General features: G+C 46.1%; 24 protein-coding genes. 12 read left to right on the top strand and 12 right to left on the bottom strand.

The annotated features are described in order from the left end of the window. Positions 1-4: 4 nt before the first annotated feature. The 8 genes from ASC49_RS01775 (at position 5) to ASC49_RS01740 (ending at position 5,053) form a co-directional block, all read left to right on the top strand. Entirely contained in the window at positions 5-625 is a 621-nt protein-coding gene (locus ASC49_RS01775) for a trimeric intracellular cation channel family protein (protein WP_055461487.1), read from the top strand. A gap of 3 nt (positions 626-628) precedes the next feature. Then, positions 629-1,240: a cob(I)yrinic acid a,c-diamide adenosyltransferase gene (cobO, locus tag ASC49_RS01770; RefSeq protein WP_082443658.1), complete on the top strand. Its 612-nt coding sequence runs from the start codon at positions 629-631 to the stop codon at positions 1,238-1,240. Between the two features lie 81 nt (positions 1,241-1,321). Then, the gene (locus ASC49_RS01765; protein WP_055461486.1) at positions 1,322-1,777 is read left to right on the top strand and encodes a hypothetical protein; all 456 of its coding nucleotides are present in this window, start codon (positions 1,322-1,324) and stop codon (positions 1,775-1,777) included. Positions 1,778-1,967: 190 nt separating this feature from the next. Beyond that, on the top strand, positions 1,968-2,585 hold the full coding sequence (locus ASC49_RS01760) for a YitT family protein (RefSeq protein WP_055461485.1): 618 nt from the start codon (positions 1,968-1,970) through the stop codon (positions 2,583-2,585). Positions 2,586-2,736: 151 nt separating this feature from the next. Then, positions 2,737-3,450: a pseudouridine synthase gene (locus ASC49_RS01755; RefSeq protein ID WP_245624605.1), complete on the top strand. Its 714-nt coding sequence runs from the start codon at positions 2,737-2,739 to the stop codon at positions 3,448-3,450. 42 nt (positions 3,451-3,492) lie between these two features. Next, positions 3,493-3,870 carry a DUF2750 domain-containing protein gene (locus ASC49_RS01750; protein ID WP_055461484.1) on the top strand — a complete coding sequence of 126 codons (378 nt, stop codon included), beginning with the start codon at positions 3,493-3,495 and terminating at the stop codon, positions 3,868-3,870. 28 nt (positions 3,871-3,898) lie between these two features. Continuing rightward, entirely contained in the window at positions 3,899-4,399 is a 501-nt protein-coding gene (locus ASC49_RS01745) for a HugZ family pyridoxamine 5'-phosphate oxidase (RefSeq protein WP_055461483.1), read from the top strand. Positions 4,400-4,420: 21 nt separating this feature from the next. Further along, a complete protein-coding gene (locus ASC49_RS01740; RefSeq protein WP_055461482.1) occupies positions 4,421-5,053 on the top strand; it encodes a TetR/AcrR family transcriptional regulator in 633 nt (210 codons plus the stop codon). Here ASC49_RS01740 and ASC49_RS01735 read toward each other — a convergent pair. Beyond that, positions 5,050-8,517 carry a hybrid sensor histidine kinase/response regulator gene (locus tag ASC49_RS01735; RefSeq protein WP_055461481.1) on the bottom strand — a complete coding sequence of 1,156 codons (3,468 nt, stop codon included), beginning with the start codon at positions 8,515-8,517 and terminating at the stop codon, positions 5,050-5,052. The genes ASC49_RS01740 and ASC49_RS01735 overlap by 4 nt on opposite strands. Before the next feature lie 202 nt (positions 8,518-8,719). Between ASC49_RS01735 and ASC49_RS01730 the strand changes: the two genes are divergently transcribed. Continuing rightward, positions 8,720-9,073, top strand: coding sequence for a DOPA 4,5-dioxygenase family protein (locus tag ASC49_RS01730; RefSeq protein ID WP_055461480.1), 354 nt, complete (start codon positions 8,720-8,722; stop codon positions 9,071-9,073). A 166-nt stretch (positions 9,074-9,239) separates the two neighbouring features. Continuing rightward, positions 9,240-9,722: an FKBP-type peptidyl-prolyl cis-trans isomerase gene (locus ASC49_RS01725; protein ID WP_055461479.1), complete on the top strand. Its 483-nt coding sequence runs from the start codon at positions 9,240-9,242 to the stop codon at positions 9,720-9,722. A 241-nt stretch (positions 9,723-9,963) separates the two neighbouring features. On the opposite strand, the gene ASC49_RS01720 is transcribed toward ASC49_RS01725, so the two are convergent. The 8 genes from ASC49_RS01720 to ASC49_RS01685 form a co-directional block, all read right to left on the bottom strand. Further along, positions 9,964-10,164 carry a hypothetical protein gene (locus ASC49_RS01720; protein WP_055461478.1) on the bottom strand — a complete coding sequence of 67 codons (201 nt, stop codon included), beginning with the start codon at positions 10,162-10,164 and terminating at the stop codon, positions 9,964-9,966. A 98-nt stretch (positions 10,165-10,262) separates the two neighbouring features. Next, positions 10,263-10,913, bottom strand: coding sequence for a 5,6-dimethylbenzimidazole synthase (gene bluB / locus ASC49_RS01715; RefSeq protein WP_055461477.1), 651 nt, complete (start codon positions 10,911-10,913; stop codon positions 10,263-10,265). A gap of 86 nt (positions 10,914-10,999) precedes the next feature. Continuing rightward, positions 11,000-11,527: a hypothetical protein gene (locus ASC49_RS01710; protein ID WP_055461476.1), complete on the bottom strand. Its 528-nt coding sequence runs from the start codon at positions 11,525-11,527 to the stop codon at positions 11,000-11,002. A 91-nt stretch (positions 11,528-11,618) separates the two neighbouring features. Beyond that, positions 11,619-13,385 carry a sodium:solute symporter family protein gene (locus ASC49_RS01705; protein WP_055461475.1) on the bottom strand — a complete coding sequence of 589 codons (1,767 nt, stop codon included), beginning with the start codon at positions 13,383-13,385 and terminating at the stop codon, positions 11,619-11,621. Between the two features lie 5 nt (positions 13,386-13,390). Continuing rightward, entirely contained in the window at positions 13,391-13,651 is a 261-nt protein-coding gene (locus ASC49_RS01700; RefSeq protein ID WP_055461474.1) for a DUF4212 domain-containing protein, read from the bottom strand. Between the two features lie 185 nt (positions 13,652-13,836). After that, positions 13,837-16,995 (bottom strand): efflux RND transporter permease subunit, encoded by a 3,159-nt coding sequence (locus tag ASC49_RS01695; RefSeq protein WP_055461473.1) that lies wholly within the window; start codon positions 16,993-16,995, stop codon positions 13,837-13,839. After that, entirely contained in the window at positions 16,992-18,161 is a 1,170-nt protein-coding gene (locus tag ASC49_RS01690; RefSeq protein ID WP_055461472.1) for an efflux RND transporter periplasmic adaptor subunit, read from the bottom strand. The genes ASC49_RS01695 and ASC49_RS01690 overlap by 4 nt, the downstream gene beginning before the upstream one ends. Continuing rightward, positions 18,158-19,495 carry a TolC family protein gene (locus ASC49_RS01685; protein ID WP_245624604.1) on the bottom strand — a complete coding sequence of 446 codons (1,338 nt, stop codon included), beginning with the start codon at positions 19,493-19,495 and terminating at the stop codon, positions 18,158-18,160. Before ASC49_RS01685 ends, ASC49_RS01690 begins: the two co-directional genes overlap by 4 nt. Positions 19,496-19,792: 297 nt before the next feature. On the opposite strand from ASC49_RS01685, the gene ASC49_RS01680 reads away from it, so the two are divergent. Then, entirely contained in the window at positions 19,793-20,098 is a 306-nt protein-coding gene (locus ASC49_RS01680; RefSeq protein ID WP_245624603.1) for a GIY-YIG nuclease family protein, read from the top strand. 12 nt (positions 20,099-20,110) lie between these two features. Next, positions 20,111-20,470, top strand: coding sequence for a VOC family protein (locus tag ASC49_RS01675; RefSeq protein ID WP_055461469.1), 360 nt, complete (start codon positions 20,111-20,113; stop codon positions 20,468-20,470). A gap of 4 nt (positions 20,471-20,474) precedes the next feature. On the opposite strand, the gene ASC49_RS01670 is transcribed toward ASC49_RS01675, so the two are convergent. From ASC49_RS01670 to glgX, 3 genes are read right to left on the bottom strand one after another with little or no spacing between them, the layout of a single operon-like run. After that, entirely contained in the window at positions 20,475-21,452 is a 978-nt protein-coding gene (locus tag ASC49_RS01670) for a serine/threonine protein kinase (RefSeq protein WP_055461468.1), read from the bottom strand. 19 nt (positions 21,453-21,471) lie between these two features. Further along, the gene (locus tag ASC49_RS01665; RefSeq protein WP_055461467.1) at positions 21,472-22,743 is read right to left on the bottom strand and encodes a response regulator; all 1,272 of its coding nucleotides are present in this window, start codon (positions 22,741-22,743) and stop codon (positions 21,472-21,474) included. A 48-nt stretch (positions 22,744-22,791) separates the two neighbouring features. Next, positions 22,792-24,822 (bottom strand): glycogen debranching protein GlgX, encoded by a 2,031-nt coding sequence (glgX, locus tag ASC49_RS01660; RefSeq protein WP_055461466.1) that lies wholly within the window; start codon positions 24,820-24,822, stop codon positions 22,792-22,794. Between the last annotated feature and the right edge of the window lie 4 nt (positions 24,823-24,826).

The following is a 24,826-nucleotide window of genomic DNA, read 5'->3' as shown; positions in this document are numbered from 1 at the left end:
TATAATGCTGCCTTACATACTTGGAATGATTGGTATTGCCGCGTTTGCCATTACTGGGGTTATTTCTGCTGGACGACGTAACATGGATATCTTCAGCATTGTGCTATTGGGGATGGTTGCGTCGCTTGGCGGCGGTACCATTCGTGATGTCGTGCTGCGAATAGATACCGTCTATTGGGTAGAAGACACCTCCTATCTATGGGTAGCAATTGGCTCTTCTATATTCGCCTTTTTTGGTGTTCGTGTGATCGAAAACCGCCAGCAGGTTTTCCATTATGCCGACTCATTCGGTTTAGCCTTGTTTACCGTTGTTGCGACAGAAAGAGTATTGAGCCAAGGTTTTTCACCGATTATCGCTATTTCTATGGGAGTAATCACCGGCGTTGCTGGCGGCATTATTCGGGACTTGTTAAGTGATCGTGCGCCCTTGGTGCTGGGGAAAGAATTTTACGCCACACCGGCGTTTTTAGGTGCTTTATTAGTGGTGTTACTAGAGCAAAATATACCTTGGCATGAATATAACTCGATTTACGCCACCTTCCTTATCTTTATACTGAGAATCCTCGCGATTCATAAGGGCTTGTATTATCCAAGCTGGTTACTATTCAAAAAAAGAGATTCATAAAAAATGGAGAGAACCCCTGAGCAGCAAGCGCAAATTGATATGGCAAAGCGCTTGAAGAAAAAAGAAGTCGTCGACAAGAAGATTGCCGCGGCAACAGAAGAGCGCGGCGTGTCGATTTTGCTAACAGGCAATGGTAAGGGGAAAAGCTCCAGTGCTTTTGGAACCATGGCGCGAGCTCTAGGCCATGGCCAAAAAGCCACCGTAGTGCAGTTTATCAAAGGCCGCAAAGAAACGGGCGAGCAGCTATTTTTTGGTCAACATCCGCAGGTGTCGTTCCATGTGATGGGCCACGGGTTTACATGGGAAACTCGTAATCCAGAGTTAGAGCAACAGGCCGCGAATCAAGCTTGGGACGTGGCGAAACAAGCGCTGGAAGATGATGCGATCAACTTTGTCTTGCTGGATGAAATTACCTACATGTACAAATACGGTTATCTCAATGTTGCCGATTTGATCGAAGCCTTAGAGAACCGTCCAGCCCATCAAAATGTCATGATGACAGGTCGTACTGCTCCACGGGAGTTATTGGATAGCGTGGATACGCACAGTAAAATTGCCAATGAGCGTCATGCCTTTGAGGGGGGAGTGAAAGCACAGCCAGGTATTGAATGGTAAAATGAGAATGCTTCTTATTTGAGTGGACAATCCTTTCTTTCTAGTTGATAATCATTCCTATCAAAAGAAAAGGAGGGTTCCATGATTTACTGGCAGCATCTAACTCGTCAAGCAAATGAAGCGCATTCACAGGCCGCATACTCCGATGCCCTAGAGTTGGCTCGTAAGGCTCTAGCTTGTGCTGAAGCAACCTTTAAAAATGACTTTGCTAACGATGCAGAGTCAGCCGTTTCGGCAGTGATTGTCAGCTATTTGAATCTAGCTGAAATCTCTATTTCTATGAAAGAGTGGCTCGTGGCCAACGCCTACTTTGAACGAGGGGTGCATTTTTTACAAAGTATCATCGTTGCACCGAATCTTCAGCCAGAGCATCGTGAGTTAATCGAGAAAACGGCTAGCCATATTCGCTTTGAATGGGAGCTCTTTTCTCAGACTTATGGTAGTAAGCTGGCGCTAGCGAAGCGCAACCATCGTATTAACTGGCTCAAACAACATGCTCAATTAGAGCCTCAATGGCAGGCTGGCTATGGTTACTGATGTACTTATGCTTGTGCTTTCAGTTCTACTTTGCTGGCAAATAGTACATTTGATTCAGTTCTAATTGACTGTACATAATAATAGACACTTTTTGTCAGCAAATACATTTTGTCGTTCTAACGCCCATAGAGTACGAGTACCTCTGCGACTAAACTACACGCTCTTTCGATTAATTGAATGTGAGGTTTCCATGTCATCAGCTCTGGCGAATATTCAGCGGCATACTAAGTTAGAGGATGTGCAAGGCATTCTTACAGGTACTATGCTGATCGCGTTAGGGATTAACTTTTACAGCCAAGTTGGCCTAATCACTGGTGGTACAGCTGGCATTGCATTCTTATTGAATTACCTGACCTCGTTCACTTTTGGCCAAATTTTCTTCGTCATTAACCTACCGTTTTACTGGTTATCAATTCGTCGCATTGGCTGGGAGTTTACCCTAAAAACCTTTGCCTCGGTCTTTTTGGTGTCGGCGTTTACTGACATTACGCCTATGTTCTTACAACTACAGGATATTAACCCTGTGTACGCAACCATTACTGGTGGCTTCTTGATTGGGGTTGGGTTTGTGGTGTTGTTTCGTCATAACGCAAGCCTTGGTGGCTTAAATATTTTAGCTCGCTATTTGTTCCAAACACGTGGCGTGCCGATTGGCAAATTTATGATGGTAGTGGATTGCTCTGTAGTCTTTGCTTCCATTTTCGTGGTTGATATTGAATTGATCGCTATCTCTATTATGGGGGCAGTTATTCTGAACTTTATGCTCGTGATGAACCACAAACCAGGTCGTTACAGTGTTAGCTTCTAAAGACGGCATCTAATCTTCATTTCTTAAACGTTGCGGGTCAGGTATGATTGTCATCATGCTGTTATGACCCGTAATGTCGCTTTATGGCGGCTAAGCGTGGCTACATCACGTGTTATTTTTTATTCCAATCGAATGAGCCAGCCAAATTCCTATGTCAAAGCCTTTCACCGATGCCGTTGTGCGTTTAGATTTTTATGTGTCCCATACCCTAGGGTTGTCCCGAAAAGAAGCCAAAGTGATCATTGGCAAGGGGCAGATCACCATCAATGGCGCACAAGTTAAAAAAGCCAGCCAATCAGTGCAACAAACAGACGTTATTTATTATCGTGATGAGTTGTTGGCTTGGCCCCAAGACAAGTACTTTTTGCTGAATAAGCCTGCGGGCTATGTTTGTGCCACGGAGGATGGCGAACATCCTGTGGTGTTAGACTTGATCGCTGCCCATGAGCAAAAAGATCTTCGTGTGGTGGGGCGTTTGGACATGGATACCACCGGCTTTTTGTTACTGACCACAGATGGTCAATGGCTGCATCGCATTACTTCACCGAAGAGTGACTGTCCAAAACGTTATCGTGTTTGGACCGTTGATGAGGTCAGTGATGCGGCGTTACGTGAGCTGGAGCAGGGCGTTCAGCTGAAAAGTGAAGACGGTTTGACCAAGCCTGCTAAAGCCGAACGTATCGGTAGCCATGAGATTTTGCTGACCATCAGTGAGGGCAAATATCATCAAGTAAAACGTATGTTGGCAGCCACGGGTAACAAAGTCGAACGTCTTCATCGAGAAGCCATTGCCAATGTGGCCTTAGGCGACTTGGCAGAAGGTCAATATCGATCTCTTAGTGAAGATGAAATTGCCCAGTTTTAATCCTGATACATTGATTCAATAATATTTAGTAGAGACCCCAAAATGAGCGAAGAATTGAGCCTAGATCAACGAATTCAGCTTTTAGCTTCTCCTGATGATGTACGTCTGGAGTATTTCGTCAAGAGTGTTAAAGAAAGCAAAGTTGTTTGGAGCTTAAGTAACGAAGATGGCTTTGTGATGGTTGAAACCGACGAAGGCGATTGCGTTATGGTTTGGCCTGATGCGGATTTTGCAGCCCAGTGGGCGATTGATGAATGGGATGATTGCGAGCCTGTTGAAGTGTCTCTAGAGACGTTCCAGAGCATGTGGTTACCAAGCCTTGAGCAGGACAACATTACGCTTGCCGTTTTCCCTAACATTGAAGACGAAGGCAAATTAAGCAGTGCTGCCGAACTAAAAGCGCTGCTAGCGGACGCATAAGGTTGAGTTAAAAATAGTGAGGTAGACTTTGAAAAATCAGCGCTTAGCAGCAGAGTTAGAGCAAGAAATATTTGCGTTTTTAGAGGCTAAGAAGTCTCTGATGTTGGCTGTGGTTGATCTACAGGGTCTGCCTATTGCTTCTTATGCTCCGTTTGTGGCGCATCAAGGCGCTCTATACATTTTGGTGAGTTCACTCGCAAATCACACGGCAGCATTAGAAAATGCTAACAATGCGTCGGTCTTGATCATAGATGATGAAGCCGATTGCGATACTGTATACGCCAGAAGACGTTTACAGTACGACTTGGTCGTTGAGCCTGTGATTCGAGACAGCGAACACTGGCAAACCATCGGAGATGCACTGTTGCAACGTCACGGTGATATTGTAGCGCAGCTGTTACAATTGGGTGACTTTCAAATGTTTAAGCTAAGCCCACGTAGTGGGCGTTTTGTAAAAGGTTTCGGGCGAGCTTACGAGCTGGCCCCTAACACTCTCGTATCCGATCAACTTGATCATATACGTGGTTAAATCGAAGGAATATAAAGACTCATGAGTAAGCGTCAGGCCAACCGTGAAGAAGTGTTTTCGCGTATTTTAGAAGCGGCTGAAATTGAATTTGGGCTAAAAGGTTTTGGGGGGGCCAGTCTGCAGCACATCGCAGAGCGCGCCGGATTACCCAAACCAAACATCGTTTACTATTTCCACTCCAAGGCGAATTTATACAAGCAAGTGCTAAATAATATCGCTGATAGTTGGAATGACTTATTTGATAAAGCAACGGCGAGCGATGACCCTGCGCTAGTACTAGATAGCTTTATCCGCACCAAACTACGTCAGAGTTTTGAAAATGGCCGCTCGTCTCGTATTTTCGCCCAAGAAGTGATCCAAGGTGCTCAGTACATCGGCGATTACCTAAAAGAAGACCTACGTCCTTGGTTGCAATCGCGTGTGGGTGTGATTGAGCAGTGGATCGACACGGGTAAGATGCGCAAAGTGGACCCCGTGGCACTGATTTTCATGATTTGGTCAACGACTCAGCATTACGCCGATTTCGAAGCGCAAATCTTTGCTTTAACGGGTAAAGAAAAATATGACGATGCGGATCTGAACCGTGTTGGCGATACCTTAAGCGAAATCATTCTGCGCGGCTGTGGTTTAACCCCACCTGTGCGCCAAGCCTAGTCGGCTTGGCTTCTTTGGGTGATGATATGCTGTACCAAAGCCCGTAATTTCGCGGGCTTTGCTGGTTTTGGCATATAAGAAACCCGCTTGTTTTCACATAACTCTGCGAGCTCATTGGAGCGGACCGCAGTGATTAGTACCGCAGCAATATCGCGGCTGAAGCGCTCACGTAAGCGTTCAATCAACTCCATTCCGTCTTGTTGGTCGTTCAACTGATAATCCATCAGCAACAATTCGGGCGTGATATCGTCTTCGGCATTTAGAGCATCTTCATAACGATTGAAGGTTCGATATGTGCAATGCCATTTATCTAGCAAAGCGCTCATGGCTTCTAGGTTATTCGGATCATCATCGATACACCAGATATGGCACATTGCTAGGGCCTTATTGATTTTCGGTAGGATGACGGTTTCTGCTTTGGCTACAGGTTGTGCCAGTTGACGCGCTTTGGGGACCAAAATAGTGAAACAGCTTCCCTTATGTGGTGTTGATCGCACTTGTGTGGACACCCCAAGTAGCTTTTGCATACGACGCACTAAGCCTAAGCCTAAGCCCATACCCGGCTCGCGATTATTTTCCCAACGGTAGAAGTCGTCGAATACTTTTTGTTGCTCTGCAACAGGAATACCGACACCAGTGTCCCAAACTTGGATGCGTACATGCTGTTTAGTTGGGCGAACGGAAATCAGCACGCGACCTTTCTCTGTGTACTTCACCGCATTAGAAACGAAGTTCTGAATGATTCGACGCAGATAGATTGGGTCAGTATGAACTCGACTTGGGCGGATATGAGTGCTCAGTTTGAGTCCTTTACTTTCGGCAATAACCCCAAATTCAGCGATAATGGGCTCGATGATTGGCTGGATGTCACTATCTATCAGTGTGGGCTTGATTGCGCCTTGGTCAAGGCGAGCTATTTCCAAAAGTGTTGAAATTAAGGTTTCGGTTGACTCCAAGGAGTCGCTAAGCTTATTGAGTGTTTTCGCTGAGTCTTCTGGGAAATCGCTGTCCTGCAGCGCACCAAGATAAAGTTTGGCTGCATTGAGGGGTTGTAAAATATCGTGGCTAGCTAACGCTAGGAACTCAGTTTTGGAAGCATTTGCACGCTCGGCCTCGGCTTTGGCATCAATCAATTCTTGCTCCGCCTGAGCACGTCGCTCGATTTCTTGCATCAGCTCTTGGTTGATACCTTGTACTTCTTGTGTTCGAGCCACAACACGTTTTTCTAGATCTATGTTGGCATCTTTCAAGGCCTGTTGGCTTTCAATATGTTCTGTGACATCCGTGAAACTGGTAACGAAGCCGCCATTGGCAAGCGGGTTGCCAACCATCTCAATCACGCGTCCATTTGCACGTCGTCGTAAGAAACGATGCCCTGTACCTTTGCGTAAATGCTCAAGTCGTTTATTGACCAGCTCTTCCACTTCACCAACACCACACTCACCATTGACCGCATTAAAGCGGATCAACTCCTCAACTGGCAGGCCAATTTTGAGCATGCCCTCAGGGTATGGATAAAGTGAAGTATAGGTTTTGTTCCAAGCCACCATACGTAACTCTTTGTCCACTACGCTGATGCCATGATCGAGATTATCTAACGAGATAAACAGCAGGTTTTGGTTAAACTGGATTGCCTGAGTCGCTTCATCCAAGTACGTCACCATTTCTTCGACCTTGATCTGCTTGTCGACTAGTAGTGAATTGATAATCGTACGTGCGGAAGAGCCCCCTAATACCCCGCCGAGAACCCGTTCACAGTATTCGATAAAGAGGCGAGTAGGGCGTTGGTGATTAGGTAATTCTTCCGCATAATTTTGTTTAAAGTTATTAATCACCTCGGCACACTTCTGTTGGCCTAAGAAGGTTTCTAACAAAACAAATAAATCGCTGTTAATCGCCTTACTCTTTGGCTTAAAGAAACGACTTTCCACTTCGGATGTGGGGGTAACAAATGCTGTGGCTTGGATGCGATCCACAAGGCGTTCATTCGCCAGTAAGGAGCCAAATACATAGCCGATGATGTTGGCAATTAGACTAATTAACGCTCCGTAGCTGATGAGCTCGGCACGAGATTCATAATTACCCAAGGTAAGCTCACTGTTGCCGGTGATGGGTAATAGCATCCATAAGAACCAGCATAGAAAGCCTAGCGTTAAGCCAGCATAGACACCGTAGGCGTGTCCACGTTTCCAATATAAACCACCAATGACGGCCGGAACGAGCTGAAATACTAAGGAAAAGGCAATAAGACCGGTGCTAGATAGGGATTCGCTATTGGCCATTTCTTGATAGTACACAAACGATAGGGCCAAAATTCCTAGCATGGCGATACGTCGTACCTGCAGTATTTTGCGGTTGTACGTGGGTAGACCCTGCTTTTGGTTATTATTGCGCGCCAGCATCAGAGGCAGGATCACATCATTGCTGATCATGATGCTTAGCGCGAATGTCGCGACGATGACCATGGCGGTGGTCGCGGACATGCCACCTAGAAACATCAAAATTTGTAATGGTAGGTTCTCGGATTCCAAGGCCAATTGAATAACATAGGTATCGCCATTGATATTACTGTTGAACAGGCTTTGGCCAGCAATGGCAATGGGGGGAATCAGTGCTGCAAAAATGGCTAAATAGAGTGGAAAGATCCAGCGTGCGGTATTCGATTGGCGCTCATTTTGATGATCGACCACAGTAACGTGGAATTGACGTGGTAAACAAATAACCGCTGCGGCCGCCATCGCGGTTTGCATAATAAATGGGAAGGAGGAAAAGGTGCTAATGTCCCAAGCCTCTAAATTGGCACTGGCAAAGAACTCCTCAAAGCTGCTATGAGGCACGGCGAAAATCGCTACAATACCGACTGCAATAATCGCCATAAGCTTAAATAAAGACTCACTACCGATGGCTAGCATCATGCCGGATCGGTATTCGGTGACCTCCACTTTTCGCGTACCAAATAGCATGGCAAAGATGCCAATTAGAACCGTTGCAATAAAGACCACTAGGCTAGCTGAGCTTTCATCCTGATTTACAAACAACGCGAAATTCGAACCAATAGCTTTGAGCTGTAAGGCAATATAAGGAATGACTGCCAACATACAGATCAGGATGACAACGGGTGCTGTCAGTGGTCGCTTTCCGTAACGGGAAGAAATAAAGTCGGCAACGGAAGTAATGTTTTGTCTGCGACTGACGAAGATCATCTTGCGCAATAGACCAAAGCCAAACACATAAAGCAGTACAGGGCCAAGTAGGATCGGCAAATAGCTCCAGCCCGAACGGGTTGCTTCACCAATAGCGCCATAGAAAGTCCAAGCGGTACAGTATATGGCCAGTGACAAGCTATACACCAAGGGATGACGAGTCAGTCGTTGAGCAATCGGACTGTCTTTATCGCCCCAATTAGCAATCCAAAACAGGCCTAAGATATAAAGAATGGCGAGTATTACCCAAAAAGCCGTCATGCTGGCACTCTTATCGTCAGTAACTAAATGATATTCCGCTTAATTTAGCACAGCCTTAGGGGCTTGCCTTTAGACTATGGTCGTGACTTTAACATTTCAGTAATTGAAATACTGAGTTGCTTGCTCTCCTGTCTGTTTCCTCTAATGGGAATGTTAAGATAGCTCTATAGAACGTTTGAAAGATGAGACTAGAAGAGAAGTGATGACTATGAAGGTTGAAGATATCAAAGCGTACCATGCCCACCTTTATTACGATGATCAAGAGGGGCGCGCCTTTGCACAGCAGATTGCTCAGCAACTGTCCTCTTTGTTTGACGTGACCATTGGTCGTTTTCACGAGAAAAAGGTCGGACCACATCCGATGTGGAGCGTACAAATTGCTTTTACAGCAGATATTTTTGAAAAAGTGATTCCATGGTTAATGATTAATCGTGGTGATCTGGATGTGTTATTTCATCCACTAAGTGGCGATGAGTTGTATGATCATACTCAAGGGGCGTCTTGGCTAGGCAAGTCTCATGAGCTGGATATACGCCAATTTTTGCCTAAAATCTAAGCAAATATGCAGATTTTAAAGAGAAAACGCCCTAGATGGTGGTCATCTAAGTTTGGCTTAGTTACCATGGTGTTGTATTCAAACTTAGGGTTCAAAAGAGCTGTTAAGGCAGGTATTAGCTCGCATTATCAGATTTTGTTCCTGAAATCTAACTTAGGAGAAAACAATGCAAATCGCGCAAAACACAGTTGTGAGCATGCACTACACTTTGACAGATGAATCAGGTGAAGTTCTAGATTCATCTGCAGGCCAACAGCCTCTAGTATTCCTTAGCGGTGCACGCAACATCATTGATGGTCTAGATAACGCACTACAAGGCAAATCAGCTGGCGATGCATTGAAAGTAGACGTAACACCAGAAGAAGGTTACGGTCCAGTTCATCAAGAACTCATCCAAAAAGTGCCACGTGAAAACTTCCAAGGCGTTGATTCTATCGAAGTTGGTATGCAGTTCATGGCGCAAACACCAAACGGTCAACAACCAGTTGTGGTAGTAGGTGTTGAAGAAGACGGTATTGTATTGGATGGTAACCACCCACTAGCGGGTAAGCCACTAAGCTTTGAAGTTGAAATCGTTGAAGTTCGTGAAGCAACTGAAGAAGAAATTCAGCACGGTCACGTACACGGCGAAGGTGGTCACCACCACTAAGATCGTATGATCGATAAGAAGGGCTGCCTCACGAGGTGGCCTTTTTTATGCGCGAAATAGTAAATGTAATCACGGGTGATCGTGGTAACGTAACGATCTATTGAAATAGACAAGATGGAAGGTGCTATTTTAGGGAAGAAGAAATAAAGAAGAAAAGGAAAAGATATTAAAGAAGAGGCTAGGTAAGCGCATTTTTATATTATTTTCAGCGCCTATAACCTAATCGTTAAGCCGTAGCGGATTAAGCGTGAGAATGATTAGCTGTGTTCATGACAGTGCGATTGCCAACGAGTGCTTTTTTAACCCAAGCAAAGGCTGAAGCAATCAATTCAACGGTATATTCGGCAGCTTGAGCGCGAGCAATCGCTTCTGCTTTTTCTGATTCTGTTAGGTAAGAAGTGTCGATTGAGTCTAGTAGTTCAATAAGAGTTTTGGCTTTCATAATATAGCTCCTTTAAGGATTTAACTTACAGTACCTATGATAGATAAGGGGCTTTATTAGCACAAACGATATAAATTTGCTGGTTTGTTGAAAAAAACTCAACTATCTGGTTGCCAGCTTTCGTAATGAATCGCATCTTCAAGTGAGCGACGATTTTGCCAACCTACTTGCTCTAAATCTGGGCTGGCTTGAAAAGCTTTTACGTAGCCAATACAGAAATATCCGATGATATCTAGATGCTCAGGGATATTGAGTGTGTCATACAGAACTTGGTCTTCTAAAATGCTTACCCAACCCATACCAAGGTTTTCCGCACGCGCAGCAAGCCATAGATTTTGCACGGCACACACCGCACTATAGAGATCCATTTCAGGTTTGATGGTGCGACCTAGCACCACATTCCCAGTTCGAGACCTGTCGCAGGTAATGCAAATACCCAGTGGTGCCTCTTCAATGCCTTCCAATTTCAACGAACGGTATAGCGTTTGACGTTCGCCTTCAAACATCTGTGCTGATGCTTCATTGGCAGACAAAAAGCCGTTTTTGATCTTGGCTCGCGTGGCGTGATTTTTTATCACAATAAAATCCCACGGTTGCATAAACCCAACGCTTGGAGCGTGGTGTGCGGCGGTTAGCAAACGTTGAACGACGTCTTCAGGAACGGGGGTAGGTAGGAAATCTCGACGTACATCGCGACGGTTAAAAATAATATCGTATAAGGCGTCACGCTGGTGGGCTTGGAAATGCATAAAGGGCTCCGAATTGAAGCCCTATATTTTCAGGAAAAAGTGTTGGCGGCGCAAATGAGAGTTTAGCGCTTACTACTGAGTTCCTTTCAAGAAGCGCGACCGTCACAAACAGCGGTAAGTAATGGATCGTTGCTTGGCATAGATACCCACTCGCGGTTGTCGACTTGATTGACTTTTGGTACTTCTAATTTATTAGTAAAGTTTGCTCGTGCAGCTGCACCACAATGAATCACTTGAGTAACGCGCTTAGCAGACAAGCGGCGTTCAAAGAAATACAGGTCCACTAAATACACATCGTGGTTCAAATCATTTTGTGCAGCATTGTTGATATCTGCCGCAATAAATCGAGTTGTTTGAGGGTAAACCATACTCCATGGACGCCATGGCGCTTCTTCCTCTACCGTTTTAACCACCACTACGCCTTCTGGTAGTAGGCTTGCTTGGTGTTCGTACCAAGTGTATTCACTTTGGATTTGGAAACTTAACATACCGATACCCGCCAAGGCAGGAACCAGCCATTTAGGTGCTTTCTTTAACGACAGCTTGCGGATGAATAGGGCGATACCCGCACCTGCTAGGCCTGCACAGATGGTCGCGATTAATTCCCAAAGCATAAAGTCACCTTCTTATTATTTTGTTGTATGAAGTCTGTTGTATTAAGTTGGCTAGCTCCTAAGGAGCTAGCCTTGTTAGTCAAACTAACGATTAATGGTCGACCGCGCCGCCCGCACCTTTAGGGTAGCGTACGCTTTCAACAAGGTCTTGAACATCTTGAGGTACTTCTTCTGTCATGCTTGACACAATGAAGGCTACTGCAAAGTTGATCACTGCACCAATCGCACCGAACGATAGTGGTGACACACCGAATAACCAGTTATCAGGTGTATTTGCTAGTTGGTTCGTACCAGGGATGAAGAACCAGCCAAGGTAAGTAAAGATGTAAACTAGAGTACTACATAGGCCTGCTAGCATACCTAGTACAGCCCCTTTACTGTTCACTCGTTTAGAGAAGATACCCATCATTAGTGCTGGGAAGATCGACGCTGCAGCGATACCGAATGCCAATGCAACGACCTGAGCCGCGAAGCCAGGTGGATTCATACCTAGGTAAGTGGCGATGACGATCGCAAAGAACATGGATACACGAGCGGCTAAAAGCTCACCTTTCTCGGTAATATCTGGGTTGATTGAGCCTTTGATCAAGTCATGGCTCACAGCAGATGAGATCGCCAATAAAAGGCCTGCTGCGGTAGACAATGCTGCAGCTAGACCACCAGCTGCGATCAAACCGATTACCCAACCAGGTAAGTTGGCAATCTCTGGATTCGCCAATACTAGAATGTCACCATTTACTTTCAGCTCGTTACCTGCCCAACCACGAGCCGTTGCTTCTTCAGCAAACGCTGGTGTGTCGTTGTAGAACTGAATGCGGCCATCACCATTTTTATCTTCGTATTTGATTAGACCTGTTTGTTCCCAAGTTTGGATCCAGTCAGGACGCTCGTCGTAGTTAATTGCATTGGCAGTTGGACCTTCAGGGTAAATCGTTGTCATTAGGTTCAAGCGAGCCATTGATGCCACTGCTGGTGCAGTTAGGTAAAGTAGCGCGATGAACACTAATGCCCAACCAGCAGACCAGCGTGCGTCAGCTACTTTAGGTACTGTGAAGAAACGAATGATTACGTGTGGTAGACCCGCTGTACCGATCATTAGAGATAGAGTAAACAGAACCATGTTCAGTTTATTGTCTACGTCTGCGGTGTAATCACGGAAGCCAAGTTCACGAACTACTTCGTCTAGTTTTTGTAGCAAAGGCATGCCAGATTGCGTGTGTTCAGAGAACAAACCAATTGCCGGAATGAAAGTGTCCGTTAGTTGTAGAGAAATGAATACTGCTGGAATCGTGTACGCCACGATCAGTACACAGTACTGAGCTACCTGAGTGTACGTGATACCTTTCATACCACCGAGTACCGCATAGAAGAATACCACGACCGCGGCAATCATCAGGCCAGTGTTATTGTCCACTTCAAGGAAGCGAGAGAAGGCGACACCCGCACCAGTCATTTGACCGATAACGTAAGTCACCGAAGCAATGATCAAGCAGGCTACCGCCACAAGACGTGCAGTACGTGAGTAGAAGCGATCACCGATAAAGTCTGGCACGGTAAATTTGCCGAACTTACGTAGGTAAGGAGCCAACAACATGGCTAGAAGTACATAACCACCAGTCCAACCCATTAGGAAAGTCGAGTTAGCGTAACCACCTGCAGCAATCAAACCCGCCATAGAAATGAAAGACGCTGCAGACATCCAGTCAGCAGCCGTCGCCATACCGTTCATGACAGGATGGACACCACCACCGGCGACATAGAACTCTTTGGTTGAGCCAGCACGAGCCCAAATCGCGATACCAAAGTAGAGCGCAAACGAGGCGCCTACAAACAGCAAGTTAATCGTAAATTGACTCATGTTGATTACTCCTCAAGGCCAAATTGTTTATCTAAAGCATTCATGCGCCAAGCGTAAAAAAACACCAAAACGATAAAGCTAATAATGGAACCTTGTTGAGCAAACCAAAATCCTAAATCTGTCCCCCCGACTTCAATCCCTGCAAGCATAGGACGAAGAAGAATGCCAAAACCGTAGGACACCAGTGCCCATACGATCAAACAGCCAAAAATTAATCTGACGTTTGCCTTCCAGTAGTTTTCTTGGTTTTGAGTATGATCCGACATAGTCGACTCCTTTGTTATTTTTATTTGCACATTCAATGTAGCAGTGTGTTTGTAAAGAAGAATTGAGACTTTAGTCGAAGAGTACAAAAAAACAGCAAATCAAGAGTTTGCAAAGCATGGAAAGCACGCCAGAGCAGGGGGAACTCTGGCGTTTGTGTGGTTAGTTGAGGAAAGGTTTCGGGAGATTAGTCTAATGTCTTGGAGGTCAACTCCGTTGTCTCATCACCAAAGAACGATTTAATACGACGTGCTAAGTGCTTGATGTCCTCTTGAATCATTAGTAGCACAGGGATCAGGATCAAAGTAATCACAGTGGCAAATAAGATGCCGTAAGCTAACGACACTGCTGCTGGGACCATGACTTGGGCTTGACGTGAGGTTTCCCAAAGAATTGGGATCAAGCCTGCAAAAGTAGTGATGGACGTTAGTAAGACCGCTCTTAGGCGGGTTTGACAGGCTTCGATCACCGCTTTGTGTAAGTGCTTGGTTTCACGACGCAGCTCATTAAAGCGCGCGGTTAACAGCAAGCTATCGTTCACAACTACTCCAGATAGGGCAATGATGCCATTGAGCGAAAAAATACCCAGTGCCAAACCATTAAACCAGTGTCCTAATAATGCACCAACAATACCAAATGGAATGGCCATCATGATGATGATAGGTTGGCTGTAGGATTTCAGTGGAATCGCCAACAAGCCGTAGATAATGAGCATAGCGATACTGAACATCTGAATCATAGAAGATTGTGTTTCTTCTCGCTCCTCGGCTTCTCCAGAATAGTACATATCAACCGATGGAAAGCGTTGCTTCATTTCTGGCTCAATCGCACTTTTTAGATACGCCACTACTTCAGTAGAAGACATCTGCTCTTTATCTACCTCCGCAGATAAATACACCGAACGCTTACCATCGATGCGAGTTACTTTCGTTTGGGCGATTTCTTGATCTAAGCTAGCCACTGAAGACAGGGGAACTCGGCTGCCATTCTCTAGCGTAATCAAGGTGCCAAGAATATTAGCAGGGCTTTCTTGCTGATCATCGGGATAACCAATACGAACTTCTATCTCGGCATTATCTCGTTGGTATTTTTGTACTACTTGCCCATCGAAGTTCCCCATGATCTGTGAAGCCAGTGCGTTTGTGGATAATCCTAACGCTCGGCCTTGTTCGTTGAGATGTAACACGAGACGAGATTCACTGGCAGAGTCGCTTTGCTCGATACCTCGCACAGCAGATACCGAGCCTAGTTTAGTGATCAGCTCTTCCATTGCGCCATCTAGAACATTATTGTCACGACCTCGAAGTTCAACACGTAGAGCGTCTACTGACTCGCGGGCACTCCGAATCCGAAGATTACTCACCCCTTCCGGCGACCCTACTAAACGCTGCCACGTTCGGGCAAACTCGGCTGCGGTATAGGGAGCATCAGAGGCCAGCTCAATACGTAGGCTACCAGACTGATCGCCACTTGCTGTGACTTGTAAATGATCAATGCCTAGCGTGTTTGATCCCTTGCTTAAGGTTTTATCGGTTTCGCGAGCACTATCTTCCAGCAATGTCAAAACCCGATGTGTTTGGCCGTAGCTGGCATCGGTGTACATGGTAAGCGTTGCGCGAATGGTATCCCCTGGAATGTTCGGGAAGAAGCTCATACGAATGGCGCCAGTCATAGGCATAGAAATTACCAGCGCAAAGACGGCTAGAAACAGAACCAAGACAGCGTAGCGAAATTCAATTGCACGCAGGATTAAACTTGCGTAAACCCGCTCGTTGAACCATTGCAACGAAGCATCGGCGCCATGTTGAATCTTGGCCCATGCACGGGCAAGTAAGTTTTTTGGGGGCTTTCGGTGCGTATTCAAGTGTGCCAAATGGGCAGGCAAAATCAGTTTGGATTCAATCACTGAAAGGATCAAACAAATGGCGACGACGGCGGCAAACTGTGCGTACAGTTGACCTAAACGACCTTCGATATTAGATAGGGCCCAAAATGCCGCTACGGTGGTAAAGACACCAAACAAGGTGGGCACGGCGACCCGCATAGTGCCCTTAATCGTATTGGCTAGGGTATCTCCTTCCTTGGAGCGCACACTGTAAACACTTTCCCCGATTACCACAGCATCGTCTACCACGATGCCCAACGCCATGATAAAACCAAAGGTGGTGAACAGGTTGAGGGTCAGTCCAACACTGTCGAGGCCCATTACAAACAGGGTACCGAAAAAGATAAACGGCAAGCCCATCGCGACCCAAAAAGCGACGGTTAAGTTGAGGAAAATGGCCAGCATGATAAACACCAGCACGATCCCTGTGATGGCATTGGTGACCATTAGCGATAAACGGCCATTAATGGATTCACTGCGGTCATACCAAGTATCAAGCTCAACGCCTTCTGGCAAGCGGCCACTTAGCAGCCACCCCTCGGCTATGCCTTTAGCGGCTTCGGCGGACTTACTGATGTCGTCGCGGCCGGTGGTGATGACTTGTAGAGCTAGGCTGGATTCGCCATTAAAGCGCGACAACATAAAGTCATCGTCATCAAAGGCATCGGTAATGGTCGCGATGTCTTGTAAACGTAAGACGGAGCCTGAGCTGTTGCTACGAATAGGAATATTGGCAAACGCTTGTTTCACATACGCTTGTTGAGAAGCGCGTACATGCAAATAAATATCTTCATTACGTAATGTGGCCACGCGTTCTGGGCTGGATTCATTATTTATGGCGCTAGCGACATCAGATAAAGTTAAACCGTAGGCTTCCAGCTTACTTTTGTCGACATCAATCAACATGGTCGGGTCGAGCCAGCCGGAAATTTTGACTGAATTGATGTTTGGATGCTCAAGTAAATCGGATTCTAGGTCTTTGCTTAGGGTCTGTAGCGTACGACGGTCCGTGTTACCGTAAAGTTGAATCCAAATAGCATGCTCTTCGCGCATGGCCTTGGTAACCACTGGTGGATCGGCTTCGTCGGGAAAAGAAGTGACTTGATCGAGCTCATCTTTAACATCTTGCATCAAGTCGTCAATGTCATAGCCATCTTGCATTTCAATGCGCGTATTGACACCTCGTGAGTTGGATATGGTGGTCACAGTTTTGATGCCTAGTACATCCTGTAATGCTTGCTCGACAGGGATGGCGACACCTTCTTCGCTCGCTTGGGCAGAACCACTGTCGTATTCAATGTAGACCGATACTTGATTTGGCGTCAGGCTAGGGAAGGCTTCCTTGTTGAGACCATCCATATTGATGACGCCCAAAGCAATCACTAACACAAGCAGTAGGTTAGCTGCGACCGGGTTGTTGGCAAACCAAGGGATAAGACCGCGAGCTTGTTCTGTGTTCATGGCTTACCTCGTTCTTGAGGATTGACCAGCATACCTTTTAAGTAGCTATTATAGGGTTGAATAAGAACTTGATGGGGTGTCTCTCTAAGTCTTTCCGGTACCTCGATATAAACAAACTCTTGATCGACAAATTTGGGTGTCGCATCAAAATTTGCCAATCGATTGTCTTGATCCACATACCAGATTTCACTTTTCTGACTGAGGGCTGAATTAGGTAATTGCCACAGATTCTTTAGGGAGGCTCCAGCCAGTTGTACTTTCACGAAGCTGCCCGGAATCAATTCTGGAGATTGTTGTAGGGGGGTGTCGACTGCGACAAATAGGCTGCGTAGTCCTGAATTACTGTCTACGTGCAACCCCGCTTGTTTGACGTAGCCTTGCCATGTATCGCTACCATTCACCGAATTTACTTGAGCGGGCCAATGATTCTTTAGCATGCGGTCGGCACTGGGTAATTTCTGCCAATCTAGCAAACTTAGCTGCAGCTCTACGACTACTTGATCGGTACTGTATAAGGTTGCGACTTGAGTATTGCTGTTAAGGTAAGCGCCTAAAGCAACGTCTTTTGACACCACAATGGCATCAAACGGCGCTCGAATAGTGAGCTGTTTGACATTGTCTTGTGCTAACGCCAAGGCTGCCTGAGCGGCGCTTAGGTCCGTTTTAGCGGCAGCCAATTGCGGCGCACGAAGGACCAAATCTGATGCTGGATCACCGCTTAAACCAGCGGCACGCCATTCGGCATTGGCTTGATCTGCTTGGCGTTGCTCCTCTTTTAACGTTAATTCGGCATTGGCGAGGGTGTTTTTCGCGCGGGCAAGATCAGCCTGAGTGCTGATATTTTTTAAACGGAGTAGTACCTGCCCCTTTTTTATCTGTTCACCGACTTCGAAGCTTGGGGATAGCTCAATGACTTCACCGCTGATCTGAGTGGTCAATAAGAGGTTTTGATTTGCGTTGGCAACGCCAACGGCTTGGATAGAGGCAGAGTGTTCCGCTGCACGAACCGCGACGACAGAAACATCTAAGGCGCTCGCTTTGCTGGTTGGGCGCGGTTTGCTTACGGCGGCCTCGTTGGCTTTCATGGCAGATTGGATGTACACCAACACGGCTATCAAGATAAGCACAGCCAGCGCAAAATAAATCCAATTTAATGATCGTTTCATGGTTGTGCGATTCCTAATCCTAGGGCTAAACCTAAATCTATACGATTACTGAGTTGTTGAAATTGCAGCGTATCGAGCTGCGCTTGCAGATTAAAAACGACCTGCTGAGCACTGATTAGATCGCTTAATTCCACTATGCCTGAGCGGTATTTACGCTCATATTGCTGACGGTTGCTTTCAGCACTGCTTAGGGCGTTGGCAATATGTTGGCGACGCAGCCCCAACACGGTTTCTTGTCCTATGGCATTTTCTACTTCATTGACCGCGAAGAGCAGAGTTTCACGATAATCTTGGTAGGCTTGCGCCATTTTTAGCTTGGCGATCTCATGATTGGCTTTAAGACGTCCTCCCTGAAACAAGGGGGCGCTTAATTGGCCGAGTAAGGACCAAACAGGCGACACAAAGAGGGCATCTCTTAGATTGCCACCAGCGTCACTGAGGCTGGCGCTGAGATCAAAAGATGGCAGCATATCTTTATAGGCGACTTTTACTTCGTAATCTGCCGCTTCGATATCTAGATAGGCGGCCCGCAAATCTGGACGTAGCGCAAGATCTTGGATAGGTAGTTTATTGAGATCCAACCACACCTCTGGGTACTGATCTGGGATAGCCATTTGTGTGGCTTGATTATCGCCGAGCAACAAACGCAGCGCTCTTAGCGTGTGGGTGAGATCTTCCTTGTACTGCGCTAAGTCCGCGCGTGATTGGGAGGTTGAGGTTTTTGCTTCGTCGAGGCTCTCTAAAGAGCCAAGGCCATTACGAAAGCGTTGTATGATCAATGTCTCGTTGGTCTCTAGTAAGGCAAGCCGCTGTTGCTCAATGTTGATCGCTCGTTGATCGGCGATTAGTTGTAACCAGTTCTTCATTACATTTGCAGCGAGGCTGGCTTGGCTAGCTCGAAACAGTTCGTACTCACTAACAACGTTTTTTTCTGCTGCGCTTTGAACGTCGGCCAAACGTGCCCAGAGGTCAATTTCCCAACGGATGGTCGCGTTGGCCGAGAACTGACCACTGTTATTTTCCGAATCGCTGGCCGACAAGCCTAAATTTGCTTGTGGTAAGCGGTCTGCTTGTTCATTTGTTAAGCTCAGGCGGCTTGCAGCTAAAGACAAGGCTGTTTTTTGTAGACTAGGATTCCCTGATAAGGCTGTTTGGATTAGCGCTTCTAGATTCGTATCAGGAATTAAATCCAGTAGTTGAGCATTCTGTTGTGGCGATTCGGCAGAGTGAAACACTCGTTGGTTTTCTAGGTTGATAAGTGCTTCAGCGTTTTGGTAATAGGCTTGAGGTTCGCTGGCGGGCGTGCTGCAGCCTACTAGTGTAGCGCTTATCAAGGTGCTGATCAGAAGCGGGGAATACCTCGAACAGAGTGTCATCGATTGTCCGTTAAATAAGTAATAAAGAATGTCATAGAATATTAATGAATGAGCCCACAATAACTATGGTCTTTGCATAGATTTACATACTCTCATAACCTATTTATGAAACGCACAAAATCTTTTCTTGAAGTCTAGATAAATTCTTTTACGGGTAGTGAATATCTTGTTTGATAAGCTATATTCTTTAAAATCTAAACAATTTAGAGAGCGGTTGGAAAGTTGAGTACAATGTTGTCGCCTTGGTTTGTTTACATGGTTAGAACCCGTCAGGATACTCTTTATACGGGGGTGACAACGGATGTGGATCGTCGCTTTTCTGAGCATTGTCAAGGCGGTAGCAAAAGTGCCCGTTATTTACGTGGCAAAGCGCCTTTAACCTTGGCTTGGCATCAGGTTGTGGCGAGCAAGCAACAAGCCATGCAACTGGAATATCGAGTTAAGCGACTGCCTCGTCGTACCAAGGATAAACTGGTGTTAGGTTTGTTGCATCTGGGGGATCTGTTTCCAGAGATAAATTTAGATTCCCAAGTTCTTGAAATGGGCAAGTCGGTTGAGTGATAGGATTAAGGAATGATAAAACGTTTTGATCTAATTGTTCTTACGGTGGCGGATGCGGTTCGTTCTCAGGCGTTTTATAAAACCGTGTTTAATATGGAACCTATGTCTTCAGAGCTTGGAATTGGCGTGGCATTTGGTGAAGAGAAGATCCTGTTTCAAGGTATTGGTGATGAACTGCGTCACCATGCTTTGGAGGGCTCAGGACATATTTCTTTAATCAGTGACTTGAGTGCTGAACAGCTGATTATGCACTTCGAGCAACTGCAAGTTGAGTTACTCGAAGGCCCTGTTGATCAAGGGGATTACGTGTTATTTGTCATGTATGACTTGGATCGTAACTTGATCCAAGTGAAAAGCAAGAAAAGCCACTAAGGGATTAACGCCATTGTCCCCATTTAACTAAAATATCATTTAAATCTTGGATATGCTGTCGCCAAAACTCTTCGCTGATAAAGTGCGGGAAGATAATGGGGAAAGCGGGATCGAGCCAGCGCTCGGCTATCCAGGCGGTATAGACCAATGTTCGCTCTGCCATCATGGCATCAATTAAATCCAGCTCTCGTGAGTCAAAATCACACTGACTTTCGTAACCTTCGATCAACTCACTCAGCTGAGCTCGTCTCTCGTTCGCATCACTGACATGCAACCACAAATCCTGCACAGCGTAGCCCATACGACAATCGTCAAAATCCAATAATGTCATGGCGTCATCATGCGCAATGATATTGCTACGATGACAATCACCATGAATAAAGCGAATGCTATTACTCTGGTGTGACGGCAATGTTTGGGTAATGCGCAGCAGTAACTGTTCAACGACTTGAACGTATGCGGGAGTCATCGATTTAGGTAGATAGCTACTTTCAAGCACCACTTTACAAGCGCGCTCAATGCGCTGAATAGCGGAAAGATAAGGGCGCTGCTCAATTTGCCAATCTCGCGATGCTTGGTGCATAGCACCGATTAATTCGCCAATCTGGAACAGTTGATTGAGATTGCCGGGCTCCGGCGCTTCTCCGATGACCTTAGGGGTTAAAGAGAAATAAAAGCCTTGGTGTTCAAACAAGCTCTTGCCTCGCATCAACAGCGGTGCTGCTACGTCCACCCCCGCTTTTTTCAGAGCAAGTGTCGCATCGTGTTCGGCTTGGATTTGTGCGGCACTCCAACGCTTTGGGCGATAGAACTTGGCGATTAAGGGGGTGGCGTTTTCAATGCCTACTTGGTAGACACGGTTTTCATAACTATTGAGCGGATATAGTCGATGGTCACAGTAGAAGCCTAGGCTTTCTACTGCATCCATAACCGTGTCCGGAGTTAAGGCGCTGTAAGGGTGTAGGCTAGAATTTGTTGACATAAATGCACTTAATAAAAGGTTAAATCAAGCCAAGACGCTTTTTCAAGGTATATTCTTGAGCTTCGGATAAGGGTGACGCTTTTCCTTCTTGGATGAGACGGTGCCAATTTTGCCAAGTTTTTATCGCTTCACCAAGATGATTTCGGGTGACGTATTGTTGCACTTCAATACGGAATGAGTTGGTGACTGCAACAGGGCTGGCTTTACCGATAATACGAAGACGTGTGAGCGATCGTTTAAACTTATCGTTCAATGTTTTACTGTTATCATGGCCAGAGGCGATAAGGTTGGTAATCGCTTGAAGATGGTCGTAGTACATATCCACGGTTTCATTTATCGTATCACGATTTAAACGGATGACCCGTGAATAGGCTTGTTCCGCGGCGGCCCAATCTTGTAGCTTAATACTGATGTCGCCGAGTCGTTTGCTTCGCTCTGGGGAACGTGGTGAGACTTCTAGTACGGAGATAAGAATGTTCTTCGCTTGATCTAGGTTTTCCATCTTTTCATAGGCATCCGCAAGCAAGTCGTATGCGGACAAAAAGTGGCGACTCAAATTGATGGTTGTTTCAAGATTTTTAGCCGCAGCCGGGTACTGCTCCATTGCCATTTCTGAGAGCGCCATACCATAGTAGGCCCAAGCCAAGTTTTTATGCTTTTGGGTAATCAGCATGTAATGCGTTTTGGATTGTTTGTACTCGCCTTTGGCATAAAGTGATTCGCCGATGGATTTGAGACAAAGGCTCTCATAAGGCGCATGCTTAGACATAATGTACTTGGCTTCTTCAATAACTTTGTCCCAATCTTTATGCAAGCGCGCTTGGTTTAAGTTATGGAAAGCTTTTTTCTGCTGAACAACACGGCCTAAACGGCGCATAAAGGCTTCGGGTGGGAAAGGTTTCACCAAGTAGCTATCAGGTTGGTACTCTAGGACGCTCACCACAGCTTCATACGCTGTGTCGGCTGTAATCATCATAAAAATGGTAGAGTGGTCTAAAGCGTAGGTTTTACGAGTCACCTCGAGAAGTTGCTGACCATCTACGCTACCTCCCAAGTTGTAATCCGACAAAACAATGTCATAGCGCCCATCCAAAATGCGTTTGAGGGCGGCTTGACCAGACGGCTCAATATCAATTTTACTGTAGCCTAAGCTAGTCATCAGCGACTTTAGCATCAGGCGCATCTCACCAATGTCTTCAACGATCAGAACGCGTTTGTTTTCAACCGAAGCACGCGAGTTTTCTTCTTTCTTATTGATGTTTTTAAAATCTGGAATACTAATATCGGCCACGTAAAGAGTTGCTCCTTTATCACATACTCTCATATGCGAGTATTTGCACTAGGTCTCAAGCTCCAGCAGCATCACCGAGCGCATTTTTAAATCACATTCAAACTCATGAACTTGATTTGTGTCATGAGTTGAAAATAGCACGCTTTTAATTTGAGAACCATTAGGTGAACGCACCTTAAGCGGCAGATCTTCACGGTAAAACATCAGCCACAGTTTTGTTTTGTTGTAGGCATCAGTCAACTGCATTGATAAGAAATCACGTTCGGAATGTTGCCAATCGTCTTGTGACATTAATTGACCACTTTCGTTAAACCAACTGACGTCATCACTGGGTTTATGCTGGTACAGCGGATCGTCTAAGAGAAAAGCTTCAGCTAAAATGGGATAGCGCTGGCGCAGCGCTAGGGCTTCTTTAATTAAGCCCGTCAGCGTATCGCGTTCGTTTGATGCCTGCCAGTTTAACCAAGTGATCTCATTGTCTTGACAGTAAGCATTGTTGTTGCCTTTCTGGCTATGTGCAAGTTCATCTCCACCAAGAATATGAGGTGTACCTTGACTAAATAACAGCGTCGCCATAAAACATTTCTGTTGTGTTAAGCGAGCGGCCAAAATACGTGAATCGTCCGTTTCACCTTCAACACCAAAGTTTTGGCTAATATTATCGGTGTGGCCATCACGGTTCTCTTCTAAATTATCCAGATTATGACGACGGTGGTAGGCGACTAGGTCGTGTAAGGTATAGCCGTCATGGTATGTAATGTAATTCACCGAGTGCAGGGCACATTTGTGTCCCTTATGAAATAAGTCTCGAGAGCCCATTAAACGGGTGGCGAACTCAGGAATTGTATTCGCATCACCGCGCCAGAAGCGGCGTACCGTGTCTCGATATTTATCATTGCATTCTAAAAAGCCGCGCGGAAAGTTGCCTACTTGATAGCCATTTGGGCCAATGTCCCATGGCTCCATTACGAGCGTGGTCAGGCTTAAAATAGGATCCTGCAAAATCGCTTGTAACAAGGGGGCGGTGGGGGAGAAGTCATTTTGTTCTCGTCCTAGATCGACGCCTAAATCAAAACGGAAGCCGTCAACTCCCATCACCTCAACCCAGTAACGCATGCTGTCACAGATTAAGCGCACAGTAGCGGGATGGTAAGTATTTACGCAGTTACCGCAGCCAGTGTAATTCAGGTATTGGCCGTCTTGGTGGCGATAATATACTTGGTTATCGAGGCCGCGGAAGCTGGTGGTGCCATGTGTCAGCTCACTTTCAGAGGTATGGTTGTAAACCACGTCTAAAATCACTTCTAGCCCCGCTTCATGGAAACGAGCGATCATTTGCTGGAACTCGCTGACTGGATTTTCTAGAGCATAGCGCGGTTCGGGGGTGAAAAAATTGACGGGGTTATAGCCCCAGTAGTTACTCAGGCCTTTTGTTTGTAAGTGGATCTCGTCGGCAAAAGCAAAGCAGGGCATGAGTTGTATTGTTGAGACGCCAAGGTGTTGTAGATGTTCAATGGCGGCATCACTGCAGGCGCCTAAATAGGTGCCGCGTAATTCAGGGGCAATATCCAGCTGCTGACTGAAACCTTTAATATGCATTTCATACAGGCAACGTTCCGCACCACGCGGTTTGCTTGGGCGTATGTGCGCCAACGGCTGCGGGATGGAGACCACAGACTTGGGGACAAAAGCAGCGGAGTCGCGTTGATCCGCTTGACCTTCAGGCGTCAGCGTAATTTGTTCTTCGTGAAACACGAGGCGCTCGCTTAGTTGCTTAGCGTAAGGGTCAATGAGCAATTTGTTTGGATTAAAAAAGCTCATGTTGCTTGGGTCAAAGGAACCTTCTGCACGCAAGCCATAATGCTGGCCTTGTTCTAATCCAACCACCTCCATATGCCAAATTCCGCGATGCTTTTCGAGAAAAGGGAGACGAGCGAGTTCGTCTCCTTCGTCATTAAACAAGCATAGGTACAATTGCTGAGCATGTTCTGAAAACACCGCAAAGTTGACCCCATCTGGAGTCGGTGTGGCTCCTAGCGGTAGCGGGAAGCCAACATTGATCTGCCAGTTGCGGGTCATACTT

It is taken from the genome of Marinomonas fungiae, from assembly GCF_001418205.1.
In the GTDB taxonomy this organism is placed as follows: Bacteria; Pseudomonadota; Gammaproteobacteria; order Pseudomonadales; family Marinomonadaceae; genus Marinomonas; species Marinomonas fungiae.
Note: the sequence above shows the minus strand (reverse complement) of the source record. Positions and strands in the feature narration are given on the sequence as shown.

Excerpts from the sequence above, each read along its gene's own strand:
- ASC49_RS01775 (WP_055461487.1), top strand. The coding sequence starts at position 5 with ATGCTGCCTTACATACTTGGAATGATTGGTATTGCCGCGTTTGCCATT.
- cobO (WP_082443658.1), top strand. The coding sequence starts at position 629 with ATGGAGAGAACCCCTGAGCAGCAAGCGCAAATTGATATGGCAAAGCGC.
- ASC49_RS01765 (WP_055461486.1), top strand. The coding sequence starts at position 1,322 with ATGATTTACTGGCAGCATCTAACTCGTCAAGCAAATGAAGCGCATTCA.
- ASC49_RS01760 (WP_055461485.1), top strand. The coding sequence starts at position 1,968 with ATGTCATCAGCTCTGGCGAATATTCAGCGGCATACTAAGTTAGAGGAT.
- ASC49_RS01755 (WP_245624605.1), top strand. The coding sequence starts at position 2,737 with ATGTCAAAGCCTTTCACCGATGCCGTTGTGCGTTTAGATTTTTATGTG.
- ASC49_RS01750 (WP_055461484.1), top strand. The coding sequence starts at position 3,493 with ATGAGCGAAGAATTGAGCCTAGATCAACGAATTCAGCTTTTAGCTTCT.
- ASC49_RS01740 (WP_055461482.1), top strand. The coding sequence starts at position 4,421 with ATGAGTAAGCGTCAGGCCAACCGTGAAGAAGTGTTTTCGCGTATTTTA.
- ASC49_RS01735 (WP_055461481.1), bottom strand. The coding sequence starts at position 8,517 with ATGACGGCTTTTTGGGTAATACTCGCCATTCTTTATATCTTAGGCCTG.
- ASC49_RS01730 (WP_055461480.1), top strand. The coding sequence starts at position 8,720 with ATGACTATGAAGGTTGAAGATATCAAAGCGTACCATGCCCACCTTTAT.
- ASC49_RS01725 (WP_055461479.1), top strand. The coding sequence starts at position 9,240 with ATGCAAATCGCGCAAAACACAGTTGTGAGCATGCACTACACTTTGACA.
- ASC49_RS01720 (WP_055461478.1), bottom strand. The coding sequence starts at position 10,164 with ATGAAAGCCAAAACTCTTATTGAACTACTAGACTCAATCGACACTTCT.
- bluB (WP_055461477.1), bottom strand. The coding sequence starts at position 10,913 with ATGCATTTCCAAGCCCACCAGCGTGACGCCTTATACGATATTATTTTT.
- ASC49_RS01710 (WP_055461476.1), bottom strand. The coding sequence starts at position 11,527 with ATGCTTTGGGAATTAATCGCGACCATCTGTGCAGGCCTAGCAGGTGCG.
- ASC49_RS01705 (WP_055461475.1), bottom strand. The coding sequence starts at position 13,385 with ATGAGTCAATTTACGATTAACTTGCTGTTTGTAGGCGCCTCGTTTGCG.
- ASC49_RS01700 (WP_055461474.1), bottom strand. The coding sequence starts at position 13,651 with ATGTCGGATCATACTCAAAACCAAGAAAACTACTGGAAGGCAAACGTC.
- ASC49_RS01695 (WP_055461473.1), bottom strand. The coding sequence starts at position 16,995 with ATGAACACAGAACAAGCTCGCGGTCTTATCCCTTGGTTTGCCAACAAC.
- ASC49_RS01690 (WP_055461472.1), bottom strand. The coding sequence starts at position 18,161 with ATGAAACGATCATTAAATTGGATTTATTTTGCGCTGGCTGTGCTTATC.
- ASC49_RS01680 (WP_245624603.1), top strand. The coding sequence starts at position 19,793 with ATGGTTAGAACCCGTCAGGATACTCTTTATACGGGGGTGACAACGGAT.
- ASC49_RS01675 (WP_055461469.1), top strand. The coding sequence starts at position 20,111 with ATGATAAAACGTTTTGATCTAATTGTTCTTACGGTGGCGGATGCGGTT.
- ASC49_RS01670 (WP_055461468.1), bottom strand. The coding sequence starts at position 21,452 with ATGTCAACAAATTCTAGCCTACACCCTTACAGCGCCTTAACTCCGGAC.
- glgX (WP_055461466.1), bottom strand. The coding sequence starts at position 24,822 with ATGACCCGCAACTGGCAGATCAATGTTGGCTTCCCGCTACCGCTAGGA.